Genomic DNA, 25251 nt, shown 5'->3' on the forward strand with positions numbered 1-25251 from the left:
CTTCATTACGTTATACTCGTCGGCTTTCAAAAGTTCGCCAACGAGTGCTGCCCGCCATGGAAATCAACCCGATCCTTAACAGTATCAAGGACCTGTCCGAGCGCTCCGAAACTATTCGGGGGTATCTTTGACTACGATCAAAAGCATGAGCGTCTGACTGAAGTCAATCGCGAGCTTGAAGATCCGAGTGTCTGGAACAACCCGTCGTACGCTCAGGAGCTGGGCCGCGAGCGGTCGCTGCTGGCTCAGATCGTCGAAACCCTCGACGAAATGCACAGCGGTCTGGCCGATGCCAAAGACCTGCTGCTGATGTCCGCCGAGGAAGAAGACCAGGCCGCCGTCGATGACGTCGCTGCCGAAGTCGAGCGCCTGCGCGAGTCCCTGGAAAAACTTGAATTCCGTCGCATGTTCAGCGGTGAGATGGACGCCAACAACGCCTACCTGGACATCCAGGCCGGCTCCGGCGGTACCGAGGCTCAGGACTGGGCCAACATCCTGCTGCGCATGTACCTGCGCTGGGCGGATAAACGCGGTTTCGAGGCGACCATCATGGAGCTGTCGGCCGGTGAAGTCGCCGGTATCAAAGGCGCTACCGTGCACATCAAGGGCGAATACGCCTTTGGCTGGCTGCGTACCGAAATCGGCGTGCACCGTCTGGTGCGCAAGAGCCCGTTCGACTCCGGCAACCGTCGTCACACCTCGTTCTCGGCCGTGTTCGTGTCGCCGGAAATCGACGACAACATCGAAATCGACATCAACCCGTCGGACCTGCGCATCGACACCTACCGCTCCTCCGGTGCCGGTGGTCAGCACGTTAACACCACCGATTCGGCCGTACGGATTACTCACGTACCGACCAACACCGTGGTCAGCTGCCAGAACGAACGTTCCCAGCATGCGAACAAAGACACCGCGATGAAAATGTTGCGGGCGCGTTTGTATGAGCAGGAAGTGCAGAAGCGCAACGCCGCTTCCCAGGCCTTGGAAGACACCAAGTCGGATATCGGCTGGGGTCACCAGATCCGTTCGTACGTGCTCGATGCCTCGCGGATCAAGGATCTGCGTACCAACATCGAACGCAGCGACTGCGACAAGGTGCTCGACGGCGACATCGACGAATACCTGGTGGCCAGCCTCAAACAAGGGCTTTAACGCACGCCCTACGGGGGTCAGTACGACCTTGTAGGAGCGAGGCTTGCCCGCGAACCCTGCCGCCAGGCAGGGGCAACGAACCTGATGGAATATTTAAAGACATGAGCGACCTACAACTCGACCCGCAAGCCCTGCAACAGGAAGAAAACTCCCTGATCGCCCTGCGCAAGGAAAAGCTTGCTGCCGAGCGCGCCAAGGGCCAGGCCTTCCCCAACGACTTCCGCCGCGACGCTTACTGCGAAGACTTGCAGAAACAGTACGCGGACAAGACCAAGGAAGAGCTGGCAGAGGCTGCGATCCCGGTCAAGGTGGCGGGTCGCATCATGCTCAACCGTGGCTCGTTCATGGTGATTCAGGACATGACCGGGCGGATTCAGGTTTACGTCAACCGTAAAACCCTGTCCGAAGACACCCTGGGCGCGGTGAAAACCTGGGACATGGGCGACATCATTGCCGCCGAAGGCACCCTGGCGCGTTCCGGCAAAGGTGACCTGTACGTTGAAATGACCAGCGTGCGCCTGCTGACCAAATCCCTGCGCCCGCTGCCGGACAAGCACCACGGCCTGACCGACACCGAACAGCGCTACCGTCAGCGTTACGTTGACCTGATCGTCAACGAAGAGGTGCGCCAGACCTTCCGCGTTCGCTCGCAAGTGATTGCGCACATCCGCAGCTTCCTGATGAAGCGTGACTTCCTGGAAGTGGAGACGCCGATGCTGCAAACCATTCCAGGCGGCGCGGCGGCCAAGCCGTTCGAGACTCACCACAACGCGCTGGACATGGAAATGTTCCTGCGTATCGCGCCTGAGCTGTACCTCAAGCGTTTGGTAGTCGGCGGTTTCGAGAAAGTCTTCGAGATCAACCGCAACTTCCGTAACGAAGGCGTTTCGACGCGTCACAACCCTGAATTCACCATGTTGGAGTTCTACCAGGCTTACGCCGACTACGAAGACAACATGGACCTGACCGAAGAGCTGTTCCGCGAACTGGCTCAGTTGGTTCTGGGCAGCACCGACGTGCCTTACGGCGACAAGGTGTTCCACTTCGGCGAGCCATTCGTGCGTCTGTCGGTGTTCGACTCGATCCTCAAGTACAACCCTGAGCTGACCGCTGACGACCTGACTGACATCGACAAGGCCCGCACCATCGCCAAGAAGGCCGGCGCCAAGGTGCTCGGCTTTGAAGGTCTGGGCAAGCTGCAGGTGATGATTTTCGAAGAACTGGTCGAGCACAAGCTGGAGCAGCCGCACTTCATCACCCAGTACCCGTTCGAAGTGTCGCCGCTGGCCCGTCGTAACGACGAGAACCCGAACGTCACCGACCGTTTCGAACTGTTCATCGGCGGCCGCGAAATCGCCAACGCCTACTCCGAGTTGAACGACGCGGAAGACCAGGCTGAGCGTTTCATGGCGCAGGTGGCCGACAAGGACGCCGGCGACGACGAAGCCATGCACTACGACGCCGACTTCGTTCGCGCGCTGGAGTACGGCATGCCGCCAACCGCCGGTGAAGGGATCGGCATCGACCGTCTGGTGATGTTGCTGACCAATTCACCGTCCATCCGCGACGTGATCCTGTTCCCGCACATGCGGCCACAAGCGTAAGTGTTTCAATAAAAAGCCGCCTATAACAGGCGGCTTTTTATTGCCTGTCTGGTACAAACGTATCAATTGGTTACTTTTGACGTTTAGAGAGGAATACCTGTCGTGAATCGTGCAATGGCTCAAGAAGGTGCAGCGGGTATCGCCACTGCGGTCGCTGAAAGTGTTCAGTACCAGGGCCGCAAGGCCAGCCGACAGGGCAGCGAACAGCGTCGACAGGACATTCTCGACGCAGCGATGCGCATTGTTGTGCGCGATGGCGTGCGGGCCGTACGGCACCGTGCAGTGGCCGCTGAAGCGGGTGTGCCGCTGTCGGCCACCACCTACTATTTCAAGGACATCGATGACCTGCTCACCGATACCTTCGCTCAATACGTGGAACGCAGCGCGGCGTTCATGGCCCGGTTGTGGGCCAGCAACGAAGGCCTGTTGCGCGAGATGGTTGTCAGCGGCGATGGCACCCCCGAGTCCCGCTCACAGCTGGCGGACGATATCGCACGGCTGATGGCTGACTATGTTCATCGGCAATTGATCAATCGCCGCGAGCACTTGATGGCCGAGCAAGCCTTCCGCCAGGAAGCGTTGCTCAACCCGCGCCTGGCGTTGTTGGTGCGTTCCCATCAGCAAATTCTCCTGCAGGGCACCTGCCAACTTTTCGAAGTATTGGGTTCCCGTGAGCCACAACAGGATGCCAAAGTGTTGACGGCGATTATCGGACGGATGGAATATCAGGGCCTGCTCAACGACGCCGAGCCTGTTGCCGAAGAGGAAATGCTCGGCATCCTCAACCGCTACATGCATTTGGTGCTGGCGTCGGTGTAAATCCCGCGGGGAAACTCGACCCCTGTAGGAGCGATGCTTGCTCGCGAAGGCAGTGTGTCAGTCAACACATTTGTTGAATGTTAAACCGTCTTCGCGGGCAAGCCTCGCTCCCACAGGTTCGGTGACCATTCGGGGCCGTGTGTTCATAGGGAGTGTTGAATGAAAGCCTGGCGCGTCATCGTGATCGCCTTGTCGATCCTGTTGCTCAGTGGCTGTCTGGTGACCTTCAAGGAGCCGCTGCCCGCCAGCGAGCCCGCGCCCAAAGGGTTGCTCGGCAAATGGACCAGCACCAATGCCTGGGGCGAGCCGATGAACCTGGAACTGACACGCATCGGCGACAATCGCTATCAGGCGGTCAGCTACTTCAAGGCCAGGCCCCATGAGCGTGAAGCCTATCCCTTCACCGTGTCGCGCCATGGCAATCGCTGGTACCTGTCGGCGAAGGTGCCGGCGCAGTTCGGCGGGAACTTCACCATCACCGGTTTCGAGCTCAACGATAAGCACGAACTGGTGGTCTACAACCTCGACCTCGAGCAGATCAAACAGGCCATGAGCCAAGAAGCCCTCAGTGGCCAAGGCTTCCAGACCGACGACGGCGACGGGGTGTTGATCAATAACAGCCTGGATCAGGTGTTTGCCTACCTCGATGACCCGGCCAATTCCGATGTTTTCGTCGAAGCGGTGCGCTACCAGCGCCTGGCCAAAACCAAATAAACCCAGCACGTAACGGTTTTACTACAGGAGTTTCGGGTGGACGAATACCAGCAGACGATACGCATTTTGTCCGATCGCATAGTGCTGGCGCAGACGCCGATTCGCGTTCTGGATGCGGTCAAGTGGGACGACAGCATTCGCAAGAGGTTCCTCAAAGGCAAGGGCAAGGAAATGCCGGCCGTGGACCGCGACTACTACCTCAATCGACCACTGGCATTTGATTCCAGCAAAGTGAAGCTGGAATTCCAGAACATCGAGCGCGACATCACCCGCCAGCTCGGCCAGTTCAACCCGGTCGGCCAGATCATGCGCCGCATGTGCAAGGAATACCGGATGGTGGTGCGCATGCTCGAAGCGCGCGGCACCGAGGATTTCGGGCTGATTTCCCAGGAATTGTATGGCGCGGCGTCCGATGCGTTTCACGCCGGCGACCCGACCCTGGCCGATCTGGGCCTGATGCTTTCCGATTACCTGAACAACATCGATGGCCGTGGCGACCTCAAGGACGAACCGAAACTCCTCACCGCCAAGGAAGCCGTCAACCTGCTGCAGCATCGGTTGAACAAGGTGTTTGGCGAGGCCGAGGAAACCATTCGGGTATTCGAATCCGACGGGATCGTCGCCGATGCGGCGGCCGGTGCCGACTACATCAAGATCCGCGCCGACGCGATGTTCAACGACCGCGACGTGCGTGCGCTGGAAGTCCACGAAGGGCTGGTGCATGTGGGCACCACGCTCAACGGCCTGAATCAGCCGATCTGTACCTTCCTGTCCAAGGGCCCGCCGTCGTCCACCGTGACCCAGGAAGGCCTGGCGATCCTGATGGAAATCATTACCTTCGCCTCTTACCCGAGTCGCCTGCGCAAACTGACCAACCGCACCCGCGCCATTCACATGGTGGAGGAGGGCGCGGACTTCTTGCAGATTTACGAATTCTTCTGTGAGCAAGGCTTCGAAATGGCCGAAAGCTACGGCAACGCCAGTCGGGTTTTCCGTGGCTCGGTGCCGACCGGGCTGCCATTTACCAAAGACTTGTCCTACCTCAAGGGCTTTATCATGGTTTACAACTACATTCAGTTGGCCGTGCGTAAAGGCAAATTGGAGCAGATACCGCTATTGTTTTGCGGCAAGACCACGCTGGAAGACATGCGGACCTTGCGCCAATTGGTGGACGAAGGCCTGGTGGTGCCGCCCAAGTACCTGCCCGACCAATTCCGCGACATGAACGCGCTATCGGCCTGGATGTGCTTCTCCAACTTCCTCAACCACCTGAGCCTGGACCGGATCGAAGCGGATTATTCCAATATTTTGTGAGCAACGAATCCCCCTGTGGGAGCGAGCCTGCTCGCGATAGCGGCTTAACATTCACATCGATGTTGTCTGACACACCGCCATCGCGAGCAGGCTCGCTCCCACAGGGGGTGTGTATTCCAATCCCCCATTTTTCGCGAGGCTTCACCGGATGAGAATCCTCGGCATCTTTTGCCTGCTACTGGCCCTCGGCGGTTGCGACTCTCTGCTGTTCTATCCCGAGCCCGGCCAGCCGTTCACCCCGGCAAAAGCCAAGCTCGAATTCCGCGACGTTACCCTGATCACCGCTGACGGCCTCAAGCTGCATGGCTGGTGGCTGCCGGCGAAAAAAGGTGTCGAGGTCAAAGGCACGGTGCTGCATTTGCACGGCAATGGCGGCAACCTGGCGTGGCATCTGGGTGGGAGCTGGTGGTTGCCGGAGCAGGGCTATCAGGTGTTGCTGGTGGACTATCGCGGGTACGGTTGGTCTGAAGGTAAACCGGCGTTGCCGGCGATCTATCAGGACATCGACGCCGCGTTCAAATGGCTCGACCAGGCCCCGGAGGTCAAGGACAAGCCGCTGATCCTTCTCGGTCAGAGCCTTGGCGGTTCAATGGCCGTGCATTTCCTGGCCCAGCATCCCGAGCGCCAGGGGCAACTCAAGGCGTTTGTGCTCGATGGCGTGCCTGCCAGCTACCGCGATGTCGGGCGTTTCGCCCTGAGCACGTCATGGATGACCTGGCCGTTCCAGGTGCCGTTGTCCTGGTTGGTGCCGGACGGCGACAGCGCGATCCATTCCATGAAGCAGCTCAGCGGCGTACCGAAACTGATTTATCACAGTATCGATGATCAGTTGGTGCCCCTTTCCAACGGCATCCGACTGTATCAAGCTGCGCCGCCGCCGCGAGTGCTGCAACTGACCCGGGGCGGTCATGTACAAACGTTCGCCGACCCGGTCTGGCGAAAGGTCATGCTGCGCTACCTCGAAGACCCGCAGCATTTCGACGGCCTGCGCCGCCTGGGTGAAATCCCCAATTACCCGGCACCCCCGAATTCTGAAGATGAACCACCAGAGAGTCCGCAATGAGTGAAGAACGTAACGCTATCCCGCTGATCATCACCGGTATTTGCAGCATCCTCGGCACCGTGGGCGCCCTGTGGTGGTACGGCTATCTGCACTTCGCCAAACCCGAAGATGCGCTATTGCTCAGCGACTTCACCATGCTCAAGACCGTGCCGGGCGAAGACTATAAAGTCTCCCTGGAGCCAGCCCCGCAAGTGGCCCAGTGCATCGATGGCGTGCTGGTGCTGTTCGACACCGACCAGAAAGGCCTGACCGGCGTGCTGATCAACAGCAAGAAAAAAGCCGTGCGCTGCATGGGCGAGGAAGCCCCGCAAAAACTTGAGCAATAACCCAATCCTGCGTTCACCGAAGACCCAATGTGGGAGCGAGCCTGCTCGCGATAGCGGTTTAACAGTCAATGTTGATGTTGAATGATATGGCCCCATCGCGAGCAGGCTCGCTCCCACAGGGTTGAGTGATCGTCGGACAAAAAAAGCCCCGCCTGATGCTGTCAGACGGGGCTTTTGCGTTATCACTTAATTCGAGCTGATCGCCGAACGCGGTACGACAGGCTGGTTGTCGTTGGAAATGGTCACTTCCACCCGACGGTTCATTGCACGGCCCGAAACACTGGAGTTCTCCGCAACCGGATATTCTTTGCCATAACCCTGGGCCACGATGCGCGCAGGATCTACACCCATCTTGATCAGGGCCACTTGCACCGAAGTCGCGCGACGTTCGGACAGCGACTGGTTGTACGACGCCGAGCCAGTGCTGTCGGTGTAGCCTTCGACAATCACTTTGCGGTCCGGGTTTTCCTGAAGGAACTGCGTCAGTTTGTTGATATTCACCAAACCGTTGGACTTCAGGTCTGCCTTGTTGGTGGCGAACAGCACATCACCAAACGTCACCAGCGTGCCGCGATCGGTCTGTTTGGCGTTCAGGCTGTCCTGCAGCTGTTTGATCTGCTGGTCGCGGGCATCCAGACGAGCCTGAGCCCGTTGTGCCGCGGCATTTTTCAGGTTGTTTTCAGCGGTGCGCAGGGCGATGGTCTGCTTGGCCACTTCAACACGCTGATTGGTCATGTAAGCCAGTTGGTCGACCTTGGCCTGGTCTTCTCTATCCAGGTAAGCCTTGTCGGCCTTGTCCAGGTATTCGCTGGCGTCTTTGGTTTCCAGCGCCGCGACCTTGCTGGCTTGCGGGTTGGCTTGCAGGCCGGCGTAGTGGGTACGGGCTTGCTCCAGGTTCGCGTTGGGCGGTGTAGAGCAGGCAGCCAGTGCAACACTTGCGGCCAGGAGGGCGGGGATCATCAATTGTTTGCGCATAATGGTTCGTCCTTTCTATCGATAAGAGTTTCAGGTCTGAAAATCGGGACGCGGGCTTACTGCACGGTGCGCTGACTTTCCTGACGCAGTTCCTGAACACCTTTCTGGGAGTCCTTCACAGCTTGTTCGGCTTTCATCGCTTGGGCCTTGCGCTCGGCGACACGGGCGTCCCACTCGGCTTGCTCGGCCAGCATTCTGGCTTCGTCATACTTCTTGTCGTGCATGGCGATTTCGGCTTGTTTGAGCTTGTCTTGAGCGGCCTTCATTTCCACGGCGGCGAATTCGGTACCGCCGGCGCTGACAGCGCTGTTCACGGCCGATTGGGTCACGGCGTATTGCTCGCTCGGCGGGTTACCGGCGCAACCGGCCAGAACGAAGCTGCTGCCGATGGCCAGGGCCACCAGTTTGAGACCGCGCAGGTGGGTGAACGAGGATGGGGCAGTGCTGGTCTTCATGGTCTTCAACTCCATTGGATAACTCCTGAAAAACATCTGAATCCATCCTGGGCAAGGAGCCGCAACCTACAATTTCCAGAGTGCTTTTTGAAACGGCCGTCCCAGGCGTGGTTACTGGGTTGACCCAAGGTGTTTTTCAAAAGTTCAGAGAAGATGGCCTATCGCCCGAAAAAACTTTGACCGAGCGGACAAGGCTCTAAATCGGGAACTTTAGCGATGTGCAGCGGTATACCCGACCGTTTCATGACCCCGGGAATATGCCGTTTTGAAGGATGGATGCAATCAAACTGTGGGAGCGAGCCTGCTCGCGAAAGCGTCAGTAAATCCAGCATTGAGGGTGGCTGATCCAGCGCTTTCGCGAGCAGGTTCTAGTGTTTTTGCTTGTCAATCGGTCGACAAATCGTGCAAATGACGACGAGACAAGGCGAGAAAGCGCGGGGTCGGGCCGACGTCTTCGTACAGCGGATCACCTTCTTCGTCGGTGGCAACCACCGTTGACCCTTTGACATACGGAAAGCTCGCTTCGAGCTCTTCGAGGGCGGCGCCGATCAGCTCGCCGAGCAGTTCTTCGGGGTGCCGCTTGGGGTACATCTCGATAATCGCCGCCAGCCGTGCGGCGGCCTCCACGTCCAGACGAATCGTGTAGCCCGAGTCGGTCAGACGACCCTTGGCGTTTTCTTCCCAATGCTTGGCGAGCTCGCGGATTTTCATGATGACCTCATTGCGCACCTGCTCGTGGCAGGCCGGGTGAGTGTCCGGCGGTGGCCGGCGGCAAGCCGTTGTACGGCTTATTGTTGAGACTAGCTGCAACGCCCTGTGTTTGAAGTCCCTTCGTCGTCTGCTTGTAAGAAGCGCTTTACGACGGCACTCTCTATGAAAGGCATCTATGTCAGAGCCTCTACCATCAAAGCATAGCCGCCCCGGATTTTCGCTGGAGAACTGCTGATGACCGATATTGATGCACGCTTGCGCGAGGACGTTCACCTGTTGGGTGAGCTGTTGGGCAACACCATTCGTGAACAGTACGGGGACGACTTTCTCGACAAGATCGAGCAGATCCGCAAAGGCGCCAAGGCTGACCGTCGCGGTTCGATGGACGCCGAGCTTAGCGCCAGCCTTAACCAGTTGAGCGAAGACGAGTTGCTGCCGGTGGCGCGGGCGTTCAACCAATTCCTCAACCTGGCCAATATCGCTGAGCAATATCAGCTGATTCATCGTCGCGAAGAATCGCAGCCCGCGCCGTTCGAGGCCCGGGTGTTGCCGGAACTGCTCGCTCGCCTGCTGACTGCGGGCCATGATGCCGAGTCCCTGGCGCGGCAATTGGGGCGGCTGGAAATCGAGCTGGTATTGACCGCGCACCCCACCGAAGTGGCGCGTCGCACGCTGATTCAGAAATACGACGCGATCGCCGCGCAACTGGCCGCCCAGGACCACCGTGACCTGACCACCGCCGAGCGCGAGCAGATCAAGACGAAGTTGCAGCGCCTGATCGCCGAAGCCTGGCACACCGAAGAAATCCGCCGTACCCGACCGACACCGGTGGACGAAGCCAAGTGGGGCTTCGCGGTGATCGAGCATTCGCTGTGGCAGGCCATTCCCAACTATTTGCGCAAGGCCGATCAGGCCCTGCATGCCGCCACCGGCCTGCATTTGCCACTGGAAGCCGCACCGATTCGCTTTGCCTCATGGATGGGCGGCGACCGCGACGGCAACCCCAACGTCACCGCCGCGGTGACCCGCGAAGTGTTGCTGCTGGCGCGCTGGATGGCCGCCGACTTGTATCTGCGCGATGTTGATCACCTCGCCGCCGAGTTGTCGATGCAGCAGGCCAGTGACGAGTTGAAAGCCAAGGCCGGCGACAGCGCCGAGCCTTACCGCGCAGTGCTCAAGCAATTGCGTGAACGCCTGCGCGCAACCCGTAACTGGGCCCACGCCTCCTTGACGGCAACCACGCCAGCGTCGGCCGATGTGCTGCAAAACAATCGTGACCTGCTGGATCCGCTGGAGCTGTGCTACCACTCGCTGCATGAATGCGGCATGGGCGTCATCGCCGATGGCCCGTTGCTCGATTGCCTGCGCCGCGCGGTGACGTTCGGGCTGTTTCTGGTGCGCCTCGATGTGCGCCAGGACTCGTCTCGCCACACGGCGGCCATGACCGAAATCACCGATTACCTCGGTGTGGGCCGTTATGAGGATTGGAGCGAAGAAGAGCGCATCGCCTTCTTGATGCGCGAACTGAACAATCGCCGGCCATTGCTGCCGGCGTATTTCAAGCCGTCTGCCGACACCGCCGAAGTGCTGGCGACGTGTCGGGAAATCGCCGCGGCACCAGGGGCTTCCCTTGGCTCGTATGTCATTTCCATGGCCGGTGCCGCTTCCGACGTGCTGGCCGTGCAATTGCTGCTTAAAGAGTCCGGTGTTTTGCGGCCGATGCGCGTGGTGCCGCTGTTCGAAACCCTCGCCGACCTCGATAACGCCGGCCCGGTGATCGAAAAACTCTTGCTGCTGCCGGGCTATCGCTCGCGCCTGCAAGGGCCACAGGAAGTGATGATCGGTTATTCCGACTCGGCCAAGGACGCCGGCACGACGGCAGCGGCCTGGGCGCAGTATCGGGCGCAGGAGCGCTTGGTTGATATTTGCCGGGAACAGCAAGTGGAACTTCTGTTGTTCCACGGTCGCGGTGGCACCGTGGGCCGTGGTGGTGGCCCGGCGCACGCGGCGATTCTGTCGCAGCCGCCGGGGTCGGTGGCGGGGCGTTTCCGCACTACCGAGCAGGGGGAAATGATTCGTTTCAAATTCGGCCTGCCGGACATCGCCGAGCAAAACCTCAACCTGTACCTGGCGGCGGTGCTGGAGGCGACCTTGCTACCGCCACCACCGCCTGAGCCTGCCTGGCGTCATTTGATGGACGAATTGGCTGCCGATGGCGTCAAGGCTTACCGCGCCGTGGTGCGGGAAAATCCGCAGTTCGTCGAGTATTTCCGCCAGTCCACCCCGGAGCAGGAGTTGGGGCGTTTGCCGTTGGGCAGCCGCCCGGCCAAGCGCCGCGCGGGTGGGATTGAAAGCCTGCGCGCCATTCCATGGATCTTCGGCTGGACCCAGACGCGCCTGATGCTGCCGGCCTGGCTCGGCTGGGAAGCGGCATTGAGCAAGGCGCTGGAACGCGGCGAGGGTGAGCTGCTGGGGCAAATGCGCGAGCAGTGGCCGTTCTTCCGTACCCGCATCGATATGCTGGAAATGGTGCTGGCCAAGGCCGACGCCGATATCGCCCAGTCTTACGATGAGCGCTTGGTCGAACCGGATCTGCTCCCTTTGGGGGCGCATTTACGCGACCTATTGTCGCAGGCCTGTGCGGTGGTCCTTGGGTTGACCGGTCAGTCGCAGCTACTGGCACATAGCCCAGCCACCCTTGAATTCATCCGCCTGCGCAACACCTATCTCGACCCGCTTCATCTATTGCAGGCCGAACTGTTGGCACGTTCGCGGCAACAGGATGTGGCCCAGGGCAGCCCGGTAGAACAGGCGTTACTGGTGTCTGTGGCAGGGATTGCCGCCGGTTTGCGAAATACCGGCTAAGGTTTTCGTCGTGGGGGACAGGTACCCGGCGCGAGCGTCGAGTGCCTGCTGGCGAGCGGTCGAAAAGGTTTGTCACGCGACAGTTAATGATGGGGTTGCGACTTGGCTTACCTCTTTTCAAGGCATCCTCCCGGGCGGGTTTCTCCGACTTTCGGCGGCTTGTGTGGGCCGGGCCTGCTGTGTATCTTGATCAGCCTTTGGCCGTTTGGGCGGTCACGACCCTATTTTTGAGATTGGCCCCACGAGGCGAATCCTTTGTTATTTAAATAAAAAATTGAGGAGCACATCGATGCGCGTCATTCTGCTGGGAGCTCCCGGGGCCGGTAAAGGTACTCAGGCTAAGTTCATCACCGAGAAATTCGGCATTCCGCAAATCTCCACCGGCGACATGCTGCGTGCTGCTGTAAAAGCCGGTACCGAGCTGGGTGTTAAAGCCAAAGGCATCATGGATGCCGGTGGTCTGGTCTCTGACGATCTGATCATCGCCCTGGTCAAGGACCGTATCGCGCAGCCTGACTGTGCCAACGGTTTCCTGTTCGACGGTTTCCCGCGCACCATTCCGCAAGCTGAAGCTTTGGTTGAAGCTGGCGTGGAGCTGGACAACGTGGTCGAAATCGCCGTCGATGACGAAGAAATCGTTCAGCGTATCGCCGGTCGTCGCGTTCACGAGGCCAGCGGTCGCGTGTACCACACCGTCTACAACCCGCCGAAAATCGCCGGCAAAGACGACATCACCGGTGAAGAGCTGGTGCAGCGCAAGGATGACACCGAAGAAACCGTGCGTCATCGCCTGTCGGTCTACCACTCCCAGACCAAACCACTGGTGGAGTTCTACCAGGGTCTGGCCTCTGCGCAGGGCAAGCCGAAATACAGCCATATTCCGGGTGTTGGCTCGGTTGAAGTGATCACCGGCAAGGTGCTTGAAGCACTGAGCTGAAAAGTCTGATCCGCTTCATCTTCTACGGCCCGCTTGCGGGCCGTAGTTGTTTATACTGACGCACTTTTTCTGAACTCTCTTACGGAAACATCGATGAGCACCTTGCTGGCCCTGGACACCGCGACTGAAGCTTGCTCCGTTGCCTTGCTGCACGACGGCAAAGTCACGAGTCATTACGAGGTGATCCCGCGCCTGCATGCGCAGAAGCTACTGCCGATGATCCAGCAACTGCTGGCCGATGCCGGGACCACGCTGCAAGCGGTCGATGCCATTGCGTTCGGCCGTGGGCCGGGTGCGTTCACTGGCGTGCGGATCGCCATTGGCGTAGTGCAGGGGTTGGCGTTTGCATTGGATCGTCCGGTGTTGCCGGTCTCCAACCTCGCCGTACTCGCCCAGCGGGCCTATCGCGAACACGGCGTCAGCCAGGTCGCGGCGGCCATTGATGCGCGCATGGATGAGGTGTATTGGGGTTGCTACCGCGAAACGGCGGGGGAGATGCGGTTGGTGGGCAACGAAGCGGTATTGCCACCGGAAGCCGCTGCGTTGCCGGTCGATGCCAGCGGCGAGTGGTTCGGCGCGGGCACCGGCTGGGGATATGCCGAGCGCATTGCCGTCAGCCTGATCGGGCAAGACGCGGGCATGCTGCCCCACGCCGAAGACCTGCTGACTCTGGCGCGTTTTGCCTGGGAACGCGGCGAAGCGATCGTGGCCGATCAGGCGCAGCCGGTATATCTGCGCGATAAAGTCGCGACGCCCAAAGCGCGTTAATTCCCCAGACCGAGTTGTACCCATCGCGAGCAGGCTCGCTCCCACAGGATCTACGCTGACCCCTGTGGTGCGAGCCTGCTCGCGATGGCGAACTTCGCAACACAGCCAATCGTCAGTTTTCTACCGGCCGCTTTTAAACCTTTTCGCTTTTATGTGTTCTAGTTATCACTCGGCGGTTTGCGAAGTGGGCTATGCGCCACTAAACTGCCATCATCGATACCGAGCATGCACTTATGCGTATAGACGGCGTTTCCTCCCAGTCCTACCCCATCAAGCGCAAGCCCCGCAAAGGCCCTGTGGCGGATGACGACTACGTCGATATCGACGGCGAGCTGGAATTCCCCACCGAAGAGCAATTGGCCGCCCGCGCCGCCAAAGCCTCCGCGCAACGTCTGAGCAATCTTCCTGCTCGTCAACAAGACATGATTTATCACCGCGCGATGAGCAAAAGCGTGGCGATGGCACTGGCCAGTTACCTGAGCACCGCCACTTTTGTCGATTGGGATGCGGATGTACTGGGTCTCGACCTGTACATCTGATGCTGCCTTACTACCTCGGCTGCCCGTCCTGGAGTGAAAACGCCTGGCGCGATTACTTGTATCCACAAGACGCCAGGCCCGCCGAGTTTCTCAATCTTTATTCTCAAGTGTTCAACGCCGTGGAAGGCAACACGACCTTCTATGCGAGCCCCTCTGCCATCACCGTGCAGCGTTGGGCCGAGACCATGCCTGAACACTTTCGCTTCACCGCCAAGTTCCCCGGCGACATCAGCCATAGCGGCGACCTGCGTGAACAACTGACCGCCGCCGAAACCTTTGTGCAGTTGCTCAGCCCTCTGGGTGAACGGGTTTCTCCCCTCTGGTTGCAATTGTCCAAAAGCTTCACCCCTCAACGCTTGTCCGAGCTCGCCGGTTTTATCGATGCGGTGGACTGGCCCTTGGCGGTCGAAGTGCGACATGACGAATTTTTCGCGAAGGGCGATGCCGAGCGGATGCTCAATCGCCTGCTGCTGGACCGCGGTGTCGAGCGCATCTGCCTTGATCCGCGAGCGCTGTTCAGTTGCACCTCGACCGATCCTTCAGTGCTTCACGCCCAATCGAAAAAGCCTAGGGTGCCGCCTCGACCTGCTGCGTTTACTCAGTTTCCGCAGGTGCGTTTCATCGGCCATCCTGTGCTTGAAGCCAACGATCCATTCCTGGTGCCGTGGGTCGAGAAAATCGCTGTCTGGATCGAAGAGGGCCGCACGCCCTATATCTTCCTGCACACCGCCGATAACCTGCTGGCGGCAAAACTCGCACAACGTTTTCACGCACAACTGATGCTGCGTTTGCCTGGCTTGCCGCCGCTGCCTGAGCTATACAGAGAACCCGCCGCCGAGCAACTTGGCTTGCTCTGAAGCGGGTTCTTTCCCAGCTGTAGGAGCCAGCGGTGCGGCGATCCGACTTGCCGGCGAAGGCGTCCTTGAGTGCGCCTTCGCCGGCAAGTCGGATCGCCGCACCGCTGGCTCCTACGAAAAGCGGTTTATCTTTCCCCCTTTTCAGGAGCCTGCCAATGGATGCGCAAACCCTTCGAGCCCAGGCGTTCAAAGCACTGCACGAACGCGAGGGCGCTTTTGTCATTCCTAACCCTTGGGACGCCGGCTCGGCGAAAATGCTCGCCAGCCTTGGCTTCGAGGCGCTGGCGACCACCAGTGCCGGTTACGCCTTTTCCAGGGGCCGTCCCGATGGTGGGTTGACGCTCGACGAGACCCTGGCGAACGTTGAAGCGATTGTCGCGGCCACTGATCTGCCGGTAGCGGTGGATCTCGAAAACGGTTTTGCCGACGCCCCCGCCGACTGTGCTCAAAGTATTGTGCGGGCGGCAAAGGCCGGTGCGGTCGGCGGTTCGATTGAAGATGCCACGGGGCGCGAGGACGGTCCGATCTACTGCTTCGAGCATGCCGTTGCGCGTATCGAAGCTGCTGTCGCGGCGGCCCGCAGTTTGCCTTTTCCCTTCGTGCTGACGGCGCGTGCCGAGAACTTTCTGCACGGCAATCCTGACCTCGACGACACCATTCGCCGCTTGCAGGCATTCGCCGAGGCGGGGGCCGACGTGCTTTACGCACCGGGCCTGCGCAGCGCTGAAGAGGTCTTGGCGGTGGTCCGTGCCGTGGCACCGAAACCGGTCAATGTGTTGATGTCTGGTGGGCTCAAACTGACAGTCGAGCAGTTGAGTGAAATGGGCGTCAAACGCATCAGCGTCGGTTCGGCCCTGGCCCTGGCGGCGTATGGCGAGTTCTTCCGCGCCGCAGAAGAAATCCAGGAACACGGGACCTTCGGCTTCACCTCCCGGTCGATGCCGTTCCAGAAGGCCAATCAATTGTTCAAAGGCTGACGATGCGGTTTCGCTGGGGGTTGTTGCTGGTGCTGTTGATCATCGGCGCTGCCGGGTTGAGCGTCTGGCGCGGCTGGGTTTCCATTCCCCCGCAATGGAACCCATGGGCGCCGCTGGACGTGAAGGCCGAACCGAACCTGCTGACCCGCTACAAACTGATGCGTCTGCGCGATGATCCGCAGTTATGCGACCAGGCCTTGAGCAGCTCCGGGTTACGTGTAAGCCATCAGGCCAACAGCCCGGACGCCGCCTGCCCGTTGACCAACGCCTTGCGTGTGCGAGGTGGCGAGGTGGCGCTGAGCAGCAGTTTCCTCGCCAGTTGCCGTCTGGCGGTGGCGTTCGCTTTATTCGAACGCCACGCCCTGCAACCGGCGGCTCAGGCTGTCTACGGGCAGGCTGTGAAACGGGTCGACCATCTCGGCAGCTTCGCCTGTCGCAATGTCTACAACCGCGAAAACGGGAGGCGTAGCCAGCATGCCACGGCCGATGCACTGGATATCAGCGGATTCCGGTTGGCGGATGGCCGATTCATCAGCGTGCTCAAGGATTGGCCGAAGGATAACCGGGACGGGAGATTTCTCCATCAGGTCCGCGACGGCGCTTGCGACATGTTCAGTGTGGTGTTGAGCCCGGACTACAACGCCGCCCATCGCAATCACTTTCATGTGGATGTCGGGCCGTGGTGGCGGTGCCGCTGAAGGTTATGCGGCGATGCGCAGGTTCTGCAGAACGATCGGGCGCGCCCAGCCGTTATCGAAATCGAATTGTTTCTGTTGTTCCACCAGCTCTTCGGGCGAGAACGGCGGGAACGGTTTGTCCAGCAGCTCAAGTTCGAACTCGGCGATCGGCAAAAGCAGCGGACGCGGTTTCGGTGCGGTGCCTGGCTCTGGCAGCGGTTGACCGGCGGTGAGCACAATCGGGCGTACCCAGCCGCTGTCGAAGTCCTGTTGTTTCTGTTGCGCGACGATTTCTTCCGGCGCAAACGGCGGGAATGGCTTGTCGGCCAGCTCCATTTCAAACTCGGCAATCGGCAGGAACAGTGGCTCTGGTGGGCGGACGGGTGTTTCGATCACATCACATTCGCGCTGGGAAATGATGTGCGCCAGCAGCTCGCTGCCGACGGTCGGTTCGACCGGGCTGTCGAGATCGACCGGCGGAAAGTTGAGAGACTCCGGCACGACATCGCCCGACTGATCGGCCAGGGCCTGGGCAAAAAAATCCTGCCACAGGTGACTGACGCCGCTCAGTGCTTGGGAATTTCGCAGGCCAAAATCGCCGTGGGGCGAGATGTAACCTATCGATGTGCGTTGAATGTCTGACATTTCTCTCGGTCGACGCTCAGCTCTGGCAAAATGCTCGATAGTTTGGTTATCGGCCGTTTTTGCCGATCATTAATTTTTTGAGCGTGTTTTCCCATGATTGAGCAACCTGCGGCCTGCCGCATCCATGTCGAGGCCTTGGGCACGACCTTTCAGCCACAGGCCGAGCAATGGGCCGAGCGCCTGGGGTTGCCGTTGCAGGTGGATGACGGCGAGTTTGCCTTGCAGGTCGGCGAGCAGGGGTTGCAGCTGCAACAACTGGGGCCGGATGCGCCGGGACCGGTGCGGGTGGATTTTGTCGAGGGCGGCGCGGCCCATCGCAGGTTGTATGGCGGCGGCAGCGGTCAGATGATCGCCAAAGCGGTCGGCGTCGCCCAAGGCGTGCGCCCGCGCGTGCTGGACGCCACGGCGGGGCTGGGCAAGGACGCGTTCGTGCTGGCCAGCCTGGGCTGCGAGATGAGCCTGATCGAGCGCCAGCCGCTGATCGGCGCGTTGCTTGAAGATGGCCTGGCGCGCGGCGCGGAAGATTTCGACGTGGCGCCGATCGTGGCGCGGATGCGTTTGCTCAAGGGCAATTCGATCGAGGTGATGCGCAACTGGGAAGGCGAGCCGCCGCAGGTGATTTACCTCGACCCAATGTTTCCCCATCGCGAGAAAACCGCGTTGGTGAAGAAGGAAATGCGCCTGTTCCGGCCGCTGGTAGGCGATGACCCGGATGCGCCGGCCCTGCTCGAAGCGGCGTTGGCCCTGGCCAGTCATCGGGTGGTGGTCAAACGCCCACGCAAGGCGCCCTGCATCGACGGGCCGAAGCCGAGTCATGCGCTGGATGGCAAGTCCAGCCGATACGACATCTATCCGAAGAAAGCGCTCAAGCCCTGAGACCGTGTCGCCCCCATCGCGAGCAGGCTCGCTCCCACAGGAGATTTGTGGTGTACACAAAGATCACCCTAAACCCTCTGTGGGAGCGAGCCTGCTCGCGATAGCGTCGGCCCAAACACTACAAATCGATCAGGCTGTCTCAGGTCGATAAGCCCGCATAAACAACCCCACCACTTCCCGCACATGGGCTTCAGCCGCATCCCCGATCACCGGCTCGCCGCAGCCGTACAGCAAGCGGAAATTCCCCGCGCCCTTGAGCAGGCAAAAGAAATGCTCTGCCGCATTGCGCGGTTTATCGATGCTCAACGCGCCGCTCTGATCGACCTTGCTCAGCAACCGCTCCATGCCGTGCAGCATGCGTTCTGGCCCGGCCTCGAAGAAGATCAGCGAAAGTTTCGGGTCCTGGCTGCCCAGCGTCGCCATCAACCGGTGCAGGTTCACCGATTCGTCGCTGTTGATCAGCTGATGAAAGCCGCGCGCGATGTTCAGCAGCACGGTTTCCACAGCAATGCCGTCCGGCAATTCAAAAAACAGCGTTGGCAGTTGCTCCTCGCACTTGGCCATCACCGCGGCGGCGAACAGCGTCTCTTTGTCATTGAAATGGCTGTAGACCGTCAGCTTCGACACGCCGGCCTCGGCCGCCACGGTATCCATGCTGGTGTTGGCGTATCCCTTACTCAGAAACAGGATTTTCGCTGCGTCGAGGATTGCCTGGCGCTTGGCCAGATCCTTGGGACGGCCCGGACCGCTGGGTGTTGAAAGATTGTTAGACATTCTTCGCTTTAATACTGGACTGGTGAGTTTGCTATTAATAACATACTGGTCAGTATAATTATTCCAAGCACCATTAGCGAAAGGTCCTTCACCATGTTCCGCTATGCCTTGCCCCTCGCATTGCCGGTCAGTCTGGCTTTTTTATTGTCTGCGTGTGGCCATGAAGAGGCGCCTCAAGTCACCGTCCGCCCAGCCATGGTCGTACAGCCAGAGCCCTCGGCCCAGGCCATGGAAAGTTATCCCGGTGAAGTCCGTGCGCGCTATGAGCCAGATCTGGCCTTCCGCATCGGCGGCAAAGTCAGCCGACGACTGGTCGAGGAAGGCCAGCGGGTCAAGGCCGACCAGCCTCTGGCGGAGCTCGATCCTCAGGACGTGCGCCTGCAACTGGAAGCCTCCCGTGCCCAGGTCGCGGCCGCCGAAGCCAACCTGAGTCTGGTGCGCGCCGAGCGTGATCGCTACAAGACCTTGATGGAGCGGCAGATGGTCAGCCGTTCGCAATACGACAATGCGGAAAACCTCTATCGCTCCGGTGAAGCACGCCTCAAGCAAATCAAAGCCGAATTCAACGTCTCGACCAATCAGGCCAGTTACGCGGTGCTGCGCGCGCCCCAGGATGGTGTGGTGGCCAAACGTGCGGTTGAAGTTGGGCAAGTGGTCGCGGCCGGGCAAACCGTGTTTACTCTCGCCACTGATGGCGAGCGCGAAGTGTTGATCAGCCTCCCGGAGCAGAGCTTCGGTCGCTTCAAGGTCGGCCAACCGGTCTCGGTGGAACTCTGGACCCAACCCGATCAACGTTTCCCGGGACGCATCCGTGAACTGTCGCCTGCGGCCGATCCGAAATCCCGTACCTTCGCCGCCCGCATCGCATTTACCGCCGGCAAGGTTCCCGCCGAACTCGGCCAGAGCGCCCGGGTGTTCATCCAGACCGCCGAAGTAGTGTCGTTGTCGGTGCCGCTGTCGGCGGTCACCGCGGAAAACGGTGCCACTTATGTGTGGGTGGTCGGCGCCAACAACACTTTGAAAAAAGCCCCGGTGCGGGTCGGTGCATTCGGTGAGAAAACCGTGCCGGTGCTCGAAGGCCTGAACGCCAGCGACTGGGTGGTGGCGGCCGGTGTTCATGTGCTTCATGACGGGCAGCAAGTACGCCCGGTGGATCGCTCCAACCGCGTGGTCAATCTGGCGCACAAGGAGTAATCCCCGATGGGTTTCAATCTTTCCGAATGGGCGCTACGTAACCGCCAGATCGTGCTGTTCCTGATGCTCTTGCTGGCCGTCGTCGGCGCGTTGTCCTACACCAAACTCGGCCAAAGCGAAGACCCGCCGTTCACTTTCAAAGCCATGGTGATTCGCACCAACTGGCCGGGGGCCACGGCCGAGGAAGTGTCGCGCCAGGTTACCGAGCGTATTGAAAAGAAACTGATGGAAACCGGCGAGTACGACCGGATCGCTTCGTTCTCTCGCCCGGGCGAGTCTCAGGTGACGTTCATCGCTCGGGATTCGATGCATTCGGTGGAAATCCCGGAGCTCTGGTATCAAGTCCGCAAGAAGATCAGCGACATTCGCCACACCCTGCCACCGGGCATTCAGGGGCCCTTCTTCAACGATGAGTTTGGCACCACCTTCGGCAACATCTACGCCCTGACCGGCGAAGGTTTTGATTACGCGGTGCTCAAGGACTACGCCGACCGTGTCCAGATTCAGCTGCAACGGGTCAAGGATGTGGGCAAGGTCGATCTGCTCGGGCTGCAGGACGAGAAGATCTGGATCGAACTCTCCAACGTCAAACTGGCGACCCTCGGGTTGCCATTGGCGGCGGTGCAGCAGGCGCTTGAAGAGCAGAACGCAATGTCCACAGCAGGCTTCTTCGAAACCACCAGCGAGCGTTTGCAGCTACGGGTTTCGGGGAATTTTCAGACGGTCGACGAGATCAAGAACTTCCCGATCCGCGTTGGTGATCGCACGTTCCGCATCGTCGATGTCGCGAACGTTCGTCGTGGCTTCAACGATCCACCGGCGCCGCGCATGCGCTTCATGGCTGAAGACGCCATTGGTCTGGCCGTGGCCATGAAGGGCGGTGGTGACATTCTGATTCTGGGTAAAGCGCTGGAAGTCGAATTCGCCCGGATCCAGAAAAACCTCCCGGCCGGCATGCAGCTGCGCAAGGTATCCGATCAACCCGCCGCGGTGAAAACCGGTGTCGGCGAGTTCGTTCAGGTGCTGGTGGAGGCGCTGGCGATTGTGTTGCTGGTGAGCTTCTTCTCCCTCGGTGTGCGCACCGGCATGGTGGTGGCGCTGGCGATTCCGCTGGTGTTGGCGATGACCTTCGCCTGCATGTATTACCTGGGGATAGGCCTGCACAAGATTTCCCTAGGCGCGCTGGTGCTGGCACTGGGGTTGCTGGTGGACGACGCGATCATCGCCGTGGAAATGATGGCGATCAAAATGGAGCAGGGCTTCGACCGGGTCAAAGCCGCCAGCTATGCCTGGACCAGCACCGCGTTCCCGATGCTCACCGGTACATTAATCACCGCTGCCGGTTTCCTGCCGATTGCCACCGCGCAATCGGGCACCGGCGAATACACCCGCTCGATCTTCCAGGTGGTGACCATTGCGCTAGTGGCGTCGTGGGTTGCGGCCGTGGTCTTTGTGCCTTATCTGGGGGAAAAGCTCCTCCCGGACCTGGCGAAAATTCATGCTGCCAAACATGGCATCGGCGACGGTCAACCCGACCCTTATGGCACGCCGTTCTATCAGCGTGTCAGACGGCTGGTGGAATGGTGCGTGCGCCGGCGCAAAACGGTGATCATTCTGACGGTCGTGATGTTCGTCGCGTCAGTGGTGCTGTTCCGTTTCGTACCGCAGCAGTTTTTCCCGGCTTCGGGGCGGCTGGAGTTGATGGTCGATCTGAAACTGGCCGAAGGGGCGTCGTTGAGCAACACCAGCGATGCGGTCAAACGCCTCGAAGGCCTGCTCAAGGATCACGCCGGGATCGACAACTACGTGGCTTACGTCGGCACCGGTTCGCCGCGGTTCTATCTGCCGCTGGATCAGCAACTTCCGGCAGCGAGCTTCGCCCAGTTTGTCGTCCTGGCCAAAACCATCGAGGATCGCGAAACCCTGCGCACCTGGCTGATTGAAACCCTCAACGAACAGTTCCCGGCCTTGCGCTCGCGGGTCACGCGGCTGGAGAACGGCCCGCCAGTTGGCTATCCGGTGCAGTTCCGGGTGACCGGTGAGCACATCGAGGAAGTCCGCGCATTGGCCCGTAAAGTAGCGGCCAAGGTTCGCGAGAATCCACACGTGGTCAACGTGCATCTGGACTGGGAAGAGCCGAGCAAAGTCGTTTACCTGAATGTCGATCAGGACCGCGCGCGGGCGCTGGGTGTAAGCACGGCGAACCTCTCGAGCTTCCTGCGAAGCTCGCTGACCGGTGCCAGCGTCAGCCAGTACCGCGAAGACAACGAGTTGATCGAGATCCTGCTGCGCGGCACGGTGCATGAGCGTACCGAATTGGCGTTGCTGCCAAGTCTGGCCGTGCCGACCGACAACGGTCGCAGTGTGGCGCTGTCGCAGATTGCAACGCTGGAATACGGCTTTGAAGAAGGCATCATCTGGCACCGTAACCGCCTGCCCAACGTGACGGTTCGCGCCGACATCTATAGCAAGGAACAACCGGCGACGCTGGTGCAGCAGATCATGCCGACCCTCGATCCGATTCGCGCCGAACTGCCGGACGGTTATCTGCTGGACGTCGGCGGTACGGTGGAAGACTCGGCCCGTGGGCAGAACTCGGTGAAGGCCGGTGTGCCACTGTTCATCGTGGTGGTGCTGACGTTGCTGATGCTGCAACTGCGCAGTTTCTCACGCACGGTGATGGTGTTTCTGACGGCGCCGCTGGGGTTGATCGGGGTGACGCTGTTTCTGATGGTGTTCCGCCAGCCGTTCGGTTTTGTGGCGATGCTCGGGACCATCGCGTTGTCCGGGATGATCATGCGTAACTCGGTGATTCTGGTGGATCAGATCGAGCAGGATATCGCTGCCGGGCTTAAGCCTTGGCAGGCGATTATCGAGGCGACGGTGCGGCGGTTCCGACCGATTGTGCTGACAGCGTTGGCGGCGGTGTTGGCGATGATTCCATTGTCACGCAGTGTGTTTTTCGGGCCGATGGCGGTGGCGATCATGGGCGGGCTGATTGTGGCGACGGCGTTGACGTTGCTGTTTTTGCCGGCGTTGTATGCGGCTTGGTTCCGAATCAAAAAAGAGTCGGCGTGATCTTGGCGGCCTTCGGGCCGACCATGTTCTTGTTGGTGGGGGCATATCCGTTGCTGCGGTAACGGCGCCTGGCGGTTTCGCTTTTACAGCGAGTCACTTGGAAAAGCCCCAAGTAACCAAGGGCTCTTGCCCCTTTCGTTCGGTGCCTCGCCAAGGCTCGGCATGCCCTCGCTTCGGTCCTGCTCCGTGGGCCCGCCGCGATCGGCCATCCATGGCCGTGCGCGGCTAACCCGGCATCCATGCCGGGTTGCCCACTACGCAGAACCTCCGCTCGGCCTCTCGAGGGGGCGGTGCGTCAAGATCAAGAGCTGCAGGCGAGCTAACGCTCGGCCTGTTGAGTGGTGAAAAGCGACGTTGTACGCCGATCCATTGTGGGAGCGAGCCTGCTCGCGATGGGGCCTGACAGCCGACCAATTTCTTGCGGGTGTACCCGGTTCAACTGTAGGAGCGAGGCTTGCCCGCGAAGGCGGTCCAGGCTCCTACACATATTTCAGATCCGTCTGATATTGAGTCAACGTAGGTGCGCTGTTGTACTCAAGACTCGATTTCGTGAGTTTTTGAGCCACCAATAATGAAAAAACCGCCCACGCTGAAGGGCAGATCCGACCCGGTGTTCGATATGTTGGGGCAATCGCCCCACAAGGAACGCCTTTCGGACTATCTCGCACTGCTCAAGCCTCTGGACGATCAGGGGCGTTATCTTCCATTCGATGAGTTGCGCTACCGCTGGGCGCCGGGGCTGGATTCGAATCTGTGCTGGGCCTTGGTCAAGAAAGCCCGGACCGCGCAGTATTCCAGCCTTTTGCCATTGGGCGAGCCCATTCAGTGGGGCCAATTTGTGCTGACCCCATTGGCCCAGAAAGCTGTTTCGGCCGTTGATCGACAAGCGACGACGGCGGCGCTGGAATACATGACCGGACAGATCGGCGAGCGCGCGCATTTCAGCTATCTGCTCAACGATCTGATCGAAGATGAAGCCATCAGCAGCAGCCAGCTCGAAGGTGCGGCGACCACAACCCGAGTGGCCAAGGACATGCTCAAGCGCAAGCGTCTGCCGCGCACGCCGGATGAGCGGATGGTCATTGGCAACTACAACATGATGAACTTCGCCTGGGAAAAGCGTTATGAACCCTTGAGCGTCGAGCTGATCGCGGCGATGCATCGTGTTGGCGTCGAAGGTATCGATGACCCGCAATATTCACCGGGTGCCTTCAGGATCAACGATGACGTGGTAGTGCAGGATGGCGAAGGTAATACCGTGCATACGCCGCCGCCTGTAGCGGGGCTCGCGTCGCGATTGCAGGTGCTGTCGAAGTGGATCAACCAGTCTCACGACGATCCCGGTCAAGTGGATTACCTTCATCCATTGATCAAAGGTATCGCGCTGCATTTTGCCCTGGGCTATGAGCATCCTTTTCGCGACGGCAATGGTCGGGTCGCGCGGGCTCTGTTTTACTGGTTCATGTTCAAGAATGACTTCTCGGCCTTTCGCTACATCGCGATCAGCCTGTTGCTGCGCAACGCGCCGGTGAAATACGGGCGCTCGTATCTGAATACCGAGGCCGATGATCTGGACTTGACCTATTTCATCGATTTCCAGTGTTCAGTCATCTCCCGGGCTGTCAGCGCTTTTACCGAGGCTTATCGAAAAAGCCTGGCCTATACCGAAAGCTTTGATCGATGGCTGCTGGAGTCCGGTTTTTTCGACCGATTGACCGAGAAACAGCGAGCCGTATACCAAGTGGCCAAGAGTGGTATGGCCAAGGAGTTCACGGCGGTCAATGTGAAGGAGAATCTGAACTGCTCTTACAACACCGCGTCAGCCACTCTGAATGGTTTGGTCGACTTGATGGTGTTCGAGAAAAGGAGGATGGGGCGCGAATGGGTGTTCTTCCTGCGGGCCCCGTCGACGACCTGATGTTCGTGGGAGC

Annotated in this window: 23 protein-coding genes; 18 read left to right on the forward strand and 5 right to left on the reverse strand. The window is 59.8% G+C overall.

Going from position 1 to position 25251, the window contains the following annotated elements; translation table 11 throughout:
* Positions 1–56: 56 nt before the first annotated feature.
* From prfB to ACYZT2_RS06575, 7 genes are all read left to right on the forward strand, one after another.
* Positions 57–1152, forward strand: a protein-coding gene (prfB, locus tag ACYZT2_RS06545) for a peptide chain release factor 2 (protein WP_461971107.1) whose coding sequence is annotated in 2 segments (ribosomal slippage) — positions 57–128 and positions 130–1152 — 1095 coding nt in all. Because the reading frame shifts where the segments join, the coding sequence is not laid out codon by codon here.
* Positions 1153–1253: 101 nt separating this feature from the next.
* The gene (gene lysS / locus ACYZT2_RS06550) at positions 1254–2756 is read left to right on the forward strand and encodes a lysine--tRNA ligase (RefSeq protein WP_461971109.1); all 1503 of its coding nucleotides are present in this window, start codon (positions 1254–1256) and stop codon (positions 2754–2756) included.
* Positions 2757–2858: 102 nt separating this feature from the next.
* A complete protein-coding gene (locus ACYZT2_RS06555) occupies positions 2859–3575 on the forward strand; it encodes a TetR/AcrR family transcriptional regulator (RefSeq protein ID WP_008070397.1) in 717 nt (238 codons plus the stop codon).
* Positions 3576–3734: 159 nt separating this feature from the next.
* A complete protein-coding gene (locus ACYZT2_RS06560; protein ID WP_461971111.1) occupies positions 3735–4289 on the forward strand; it encodes a hypothetical protein in 555 nt (184 codons plus the stop codon).
* A gap of 36 nt (positions 4290–4325) precedes the next feature.
* The gene (locus ACYZT2_RS06565) at positions 4326–5603 is read left to right on the forward strand and encodes a flavohemoglobin expression-modulating QEGLA motif protein (RefSeq protein WP_461971113.1); all 1278 of its coding nucleotides are present in this window, start codon (positions 4326–4328) and stop codon (positions 5601–5603) included.
* 148 nt (positions 5604–5751) lie between these two features.
* Positions 5752–6666 (forward strand): alpha/beta hydrolase, encoded by a 915-nt coding sequence (locus ACYZT2_RS06570; RefSeq protein WP_461971115.1) that lies wholly within the window; start codon positions 5752–5754, stop codon positions 6664–6666.
* On the forward strand, positions 6663–6992 hold the full coding sequence (locus tag ACYZT2_RS06575) for a hypothetical protein (RefSeq protein WP_461971117.1): 330 nt from the start codon (positions 6663–6665) through the stop codon (positions 6990–6992). Before ACYZT2_RS06570 ends, ACYZT2_RS06575 begins: the two co-directional genes overlap by 4 nt.
* Before the next feature lie 186 nt (positions 6993–7178).
* Here the strand turns inward: ACYZT2_RS06575 and ACYZT2_RS06580 are convergent, their stop codons facing one another.
* From ACYZT2_RS06580 to ACYZT2_RS06590, 3 genes are all read right to left on the reverse strand, one after another.
* The gene (locus ACYZT2_RS06580; RefSeq protein ID WP_461971119.1) at positions 7179–7967 is read right to left on the reverse strand and encodes an OmpA family protein; all 789 of its coding nucleotides are present in this window, start codon (positions 7965–7967) and stop codon (positions 7179–7181) included.
* A 56-nt stretch (positions 7968–8023) separates the two neighbouring features.
* Positions 8024–8437 carry a DUF4398 domain-containing protein gene (locus tag ACYZT2_RS06585; protein ID WP_461971121.1) on the reverse strand — a complete coding sequence of 138 codons (414 nt, stop codon included), beginning with the start codon at positions 8435–8437 and terminating at the stop codon, positions 8024–8026.
* 369 nt (positions 8438–8806) lie between these two features.
* Positions 8807–9133, reverse strand: coding sequence for a hypothetical protein (locus tag ACYZT2_RS06590; protein WP_038979122.1), 327 nt, complete (start codon positions 9131–9133; stop codon positions 8807–8809).
* 234 nt (positions 9134–9367) lie between these two features.
* Here ACYZT2_RS06590 and ppc point away from each other — a divergent pair, with 234 nt between their 5' ends.
* From ppc to ACYZT2_RS06625, 7 genes are all read left to right on the forward strand, one after another.
* On the forward strand, positions 9368–11998 hold the full coding sequence (ppc, locus tag ACYZT2_RS06595) for a phosphoenolpyruvate carboxylase (protein ID WP_461971123.1): 2631 nt from the start codon (positions 9368–9370) through the stop codon (positions 11996–11998).
* A 289-nt stretch (positions 11999–12287) separates the two neighbouring features.
* Complete coding sequence (adk, locus tag ACYZT2_RS06600) at positions 12288–12935, forward strand: adenylate kinase (protein ID WP_007906266.1); 648 nt, start codon at positions 12288–12290, stop codon at positions 12933–12935.
* A gap of 93 nt (positions 12936–13028) precedes the next feature.
* Positions 13029–13703, forward strand: coding sequence for a tRNA (adenosine(37)-N6)-threonylcarbamoyltransferase complex dimerization subunit type 1 TsaB (gene tsaB, locus ACYZT2_RS06605; protein WP_461971126.1), 675 nt, complete (start codon positions 13029–13031; stop codon positions 13701–13703).
* Positions 13704–13936: 233 nt separating this feature from the next.
* Positions 13937–14242 (forward strand): hypothetical protein, encoded by a 306-nt coding sequence (locus ACYZT2_RS06610; RefSeq protein WP_123719873.1) that lies wholly within the window; start codon positions 13937–13939, stop codon positions 14240–14242.
* Complete coding sequence (locus ACYZT2_RS06615) at positions 14239–15099, forward strand: DUF72 domain-containing protein (protein WP_461973006.1); 861 nt, start codon at positions 14239–14241, stop codon at positions 15097–15099. Before ACYZT2_RS06610 ends, ACYZT2_RS06615 begins: the two co-directional genes overlap by 4 nt.
* A gap of 155 nt (positions 15100–15254) precedes the next feature.
* Positions 15255–16076, forward strand: coding sequence for an isocitrate lyase/PEP mutase family protein (locus ACYZT2_RS06620; protein WP_461971128.1), 822 nt, complete (start codon positions 15255–15257; stop codon positions 16074–16076).
* Positions 16077–16078: 2 nt separating this feature from the next.
* On the forward strand, positions 16079–16774 hold the full coding sequence (locus tag ACYZT2_RS06625; protein WP_461971130.1) for an extensin-like domain-containing protein: 696 nt from the start codon (positions 16079–16081) through the stop codon (positions 16772–16774).
* Positions 16775–16777: 3 nt separating this feature from the next.
* Here the strand turns inward: ACYZT2_RS06625 and ACYZT2_RS06630 are convergent, their stop codons facing one another.
* The gene (locus ACYZT2_RS06630; protein ID WP_461971132.1) at positions 16778–17398 is read right to left on the reverse strand and encodes an energy transducer TonB; all 621 of its coding nucleotides are present in this window, start codon (positions 17396–17398) and stop codon (positions 16778–16780) included.
* A gap of 93 nt (positions 17399–17491) precedes the next feature.
* Here ACYZT2_RS06630 and ACYZT2_RS06635 point away from each other — a divergent pair, with 93 nt between their 5' ends.
* Positions 17492–18274: a class I SAM-dependent methyltransferase gene (locus tag ACYZT2_RS06635; protein ID WP_008012270.1), complete on the forward strand. Its 783-nt coding sequence runs from the start codon at positions 17492–17494 to the stop codon at positions 18272–18274.
* Positions 18275–18403: 129 nt separating this feature from the next.
* Here ACYZT2_RS06635 and ACYZT2_RS06640 read toward each other — a convergent pair whose 3' ends face one another.
* Positions 18404–19048, reverse strand: a complete 645-nt coding sequence (locus tag ACYZT2_RS06640) for a TetR/AcrR family transcriptional regulator (protein ID WP_461971135.1) — start codon at positions 19046–19048, stop codon at positions 18404–18406.
* A gap of 93 nt (positions 19049–19141) precedes the next feature.
* Here ACYZT2_RS06640 and ACYZT2_RS06645 point away from each other — a divergent pair, with 93 nt between their 5' ends.
* From ACYZT2_RS06645 to ACYZT2_RS06655, 3 genes are all read left to right on the forward strand, one after another.
* Positions 19142–20242: an efflux RND transporter periplasmic adaptor subunit gene (locus tag ACYZT2_RS06645; protein ID WP_461971137.1), complete on the forward strand. Its 1101-nt coding sequence runs from the start codon at positions 19142–19144 to the stop codon at positions 20240–20242.
* A 6-nt stretch (positions 20243–20248) separates the two neighbouring features.
* Positions 20249–23320, forward strand: a complete 3072-nt coding sequence (locus tag ACYZT2_RS06650; RefSeq protein WP_461971139.1) for an efflux RND transporter permease subunit — start codon at positions 20249–20251, stop codon at positions 23318–23320.
* 571 nt (positions 23321–23891) lie between these two features.
* The gene (locus ACYZT2_RS06655) at positions 23892–25238 is read left to right on the forward strand and encodes a Fic family protein (protein ID WP_461971141.1); all 1347 of its coding nucleotides are present in this window, start codon (positions 23892–23894) and stop codon (positions 25236–25238) included.
* Positions 25239–25251 lie beyond the last annotated feature (13 nt).

Source organism: Pseudomonas sp. MDT1-85 (assembly GCF_054898065.1).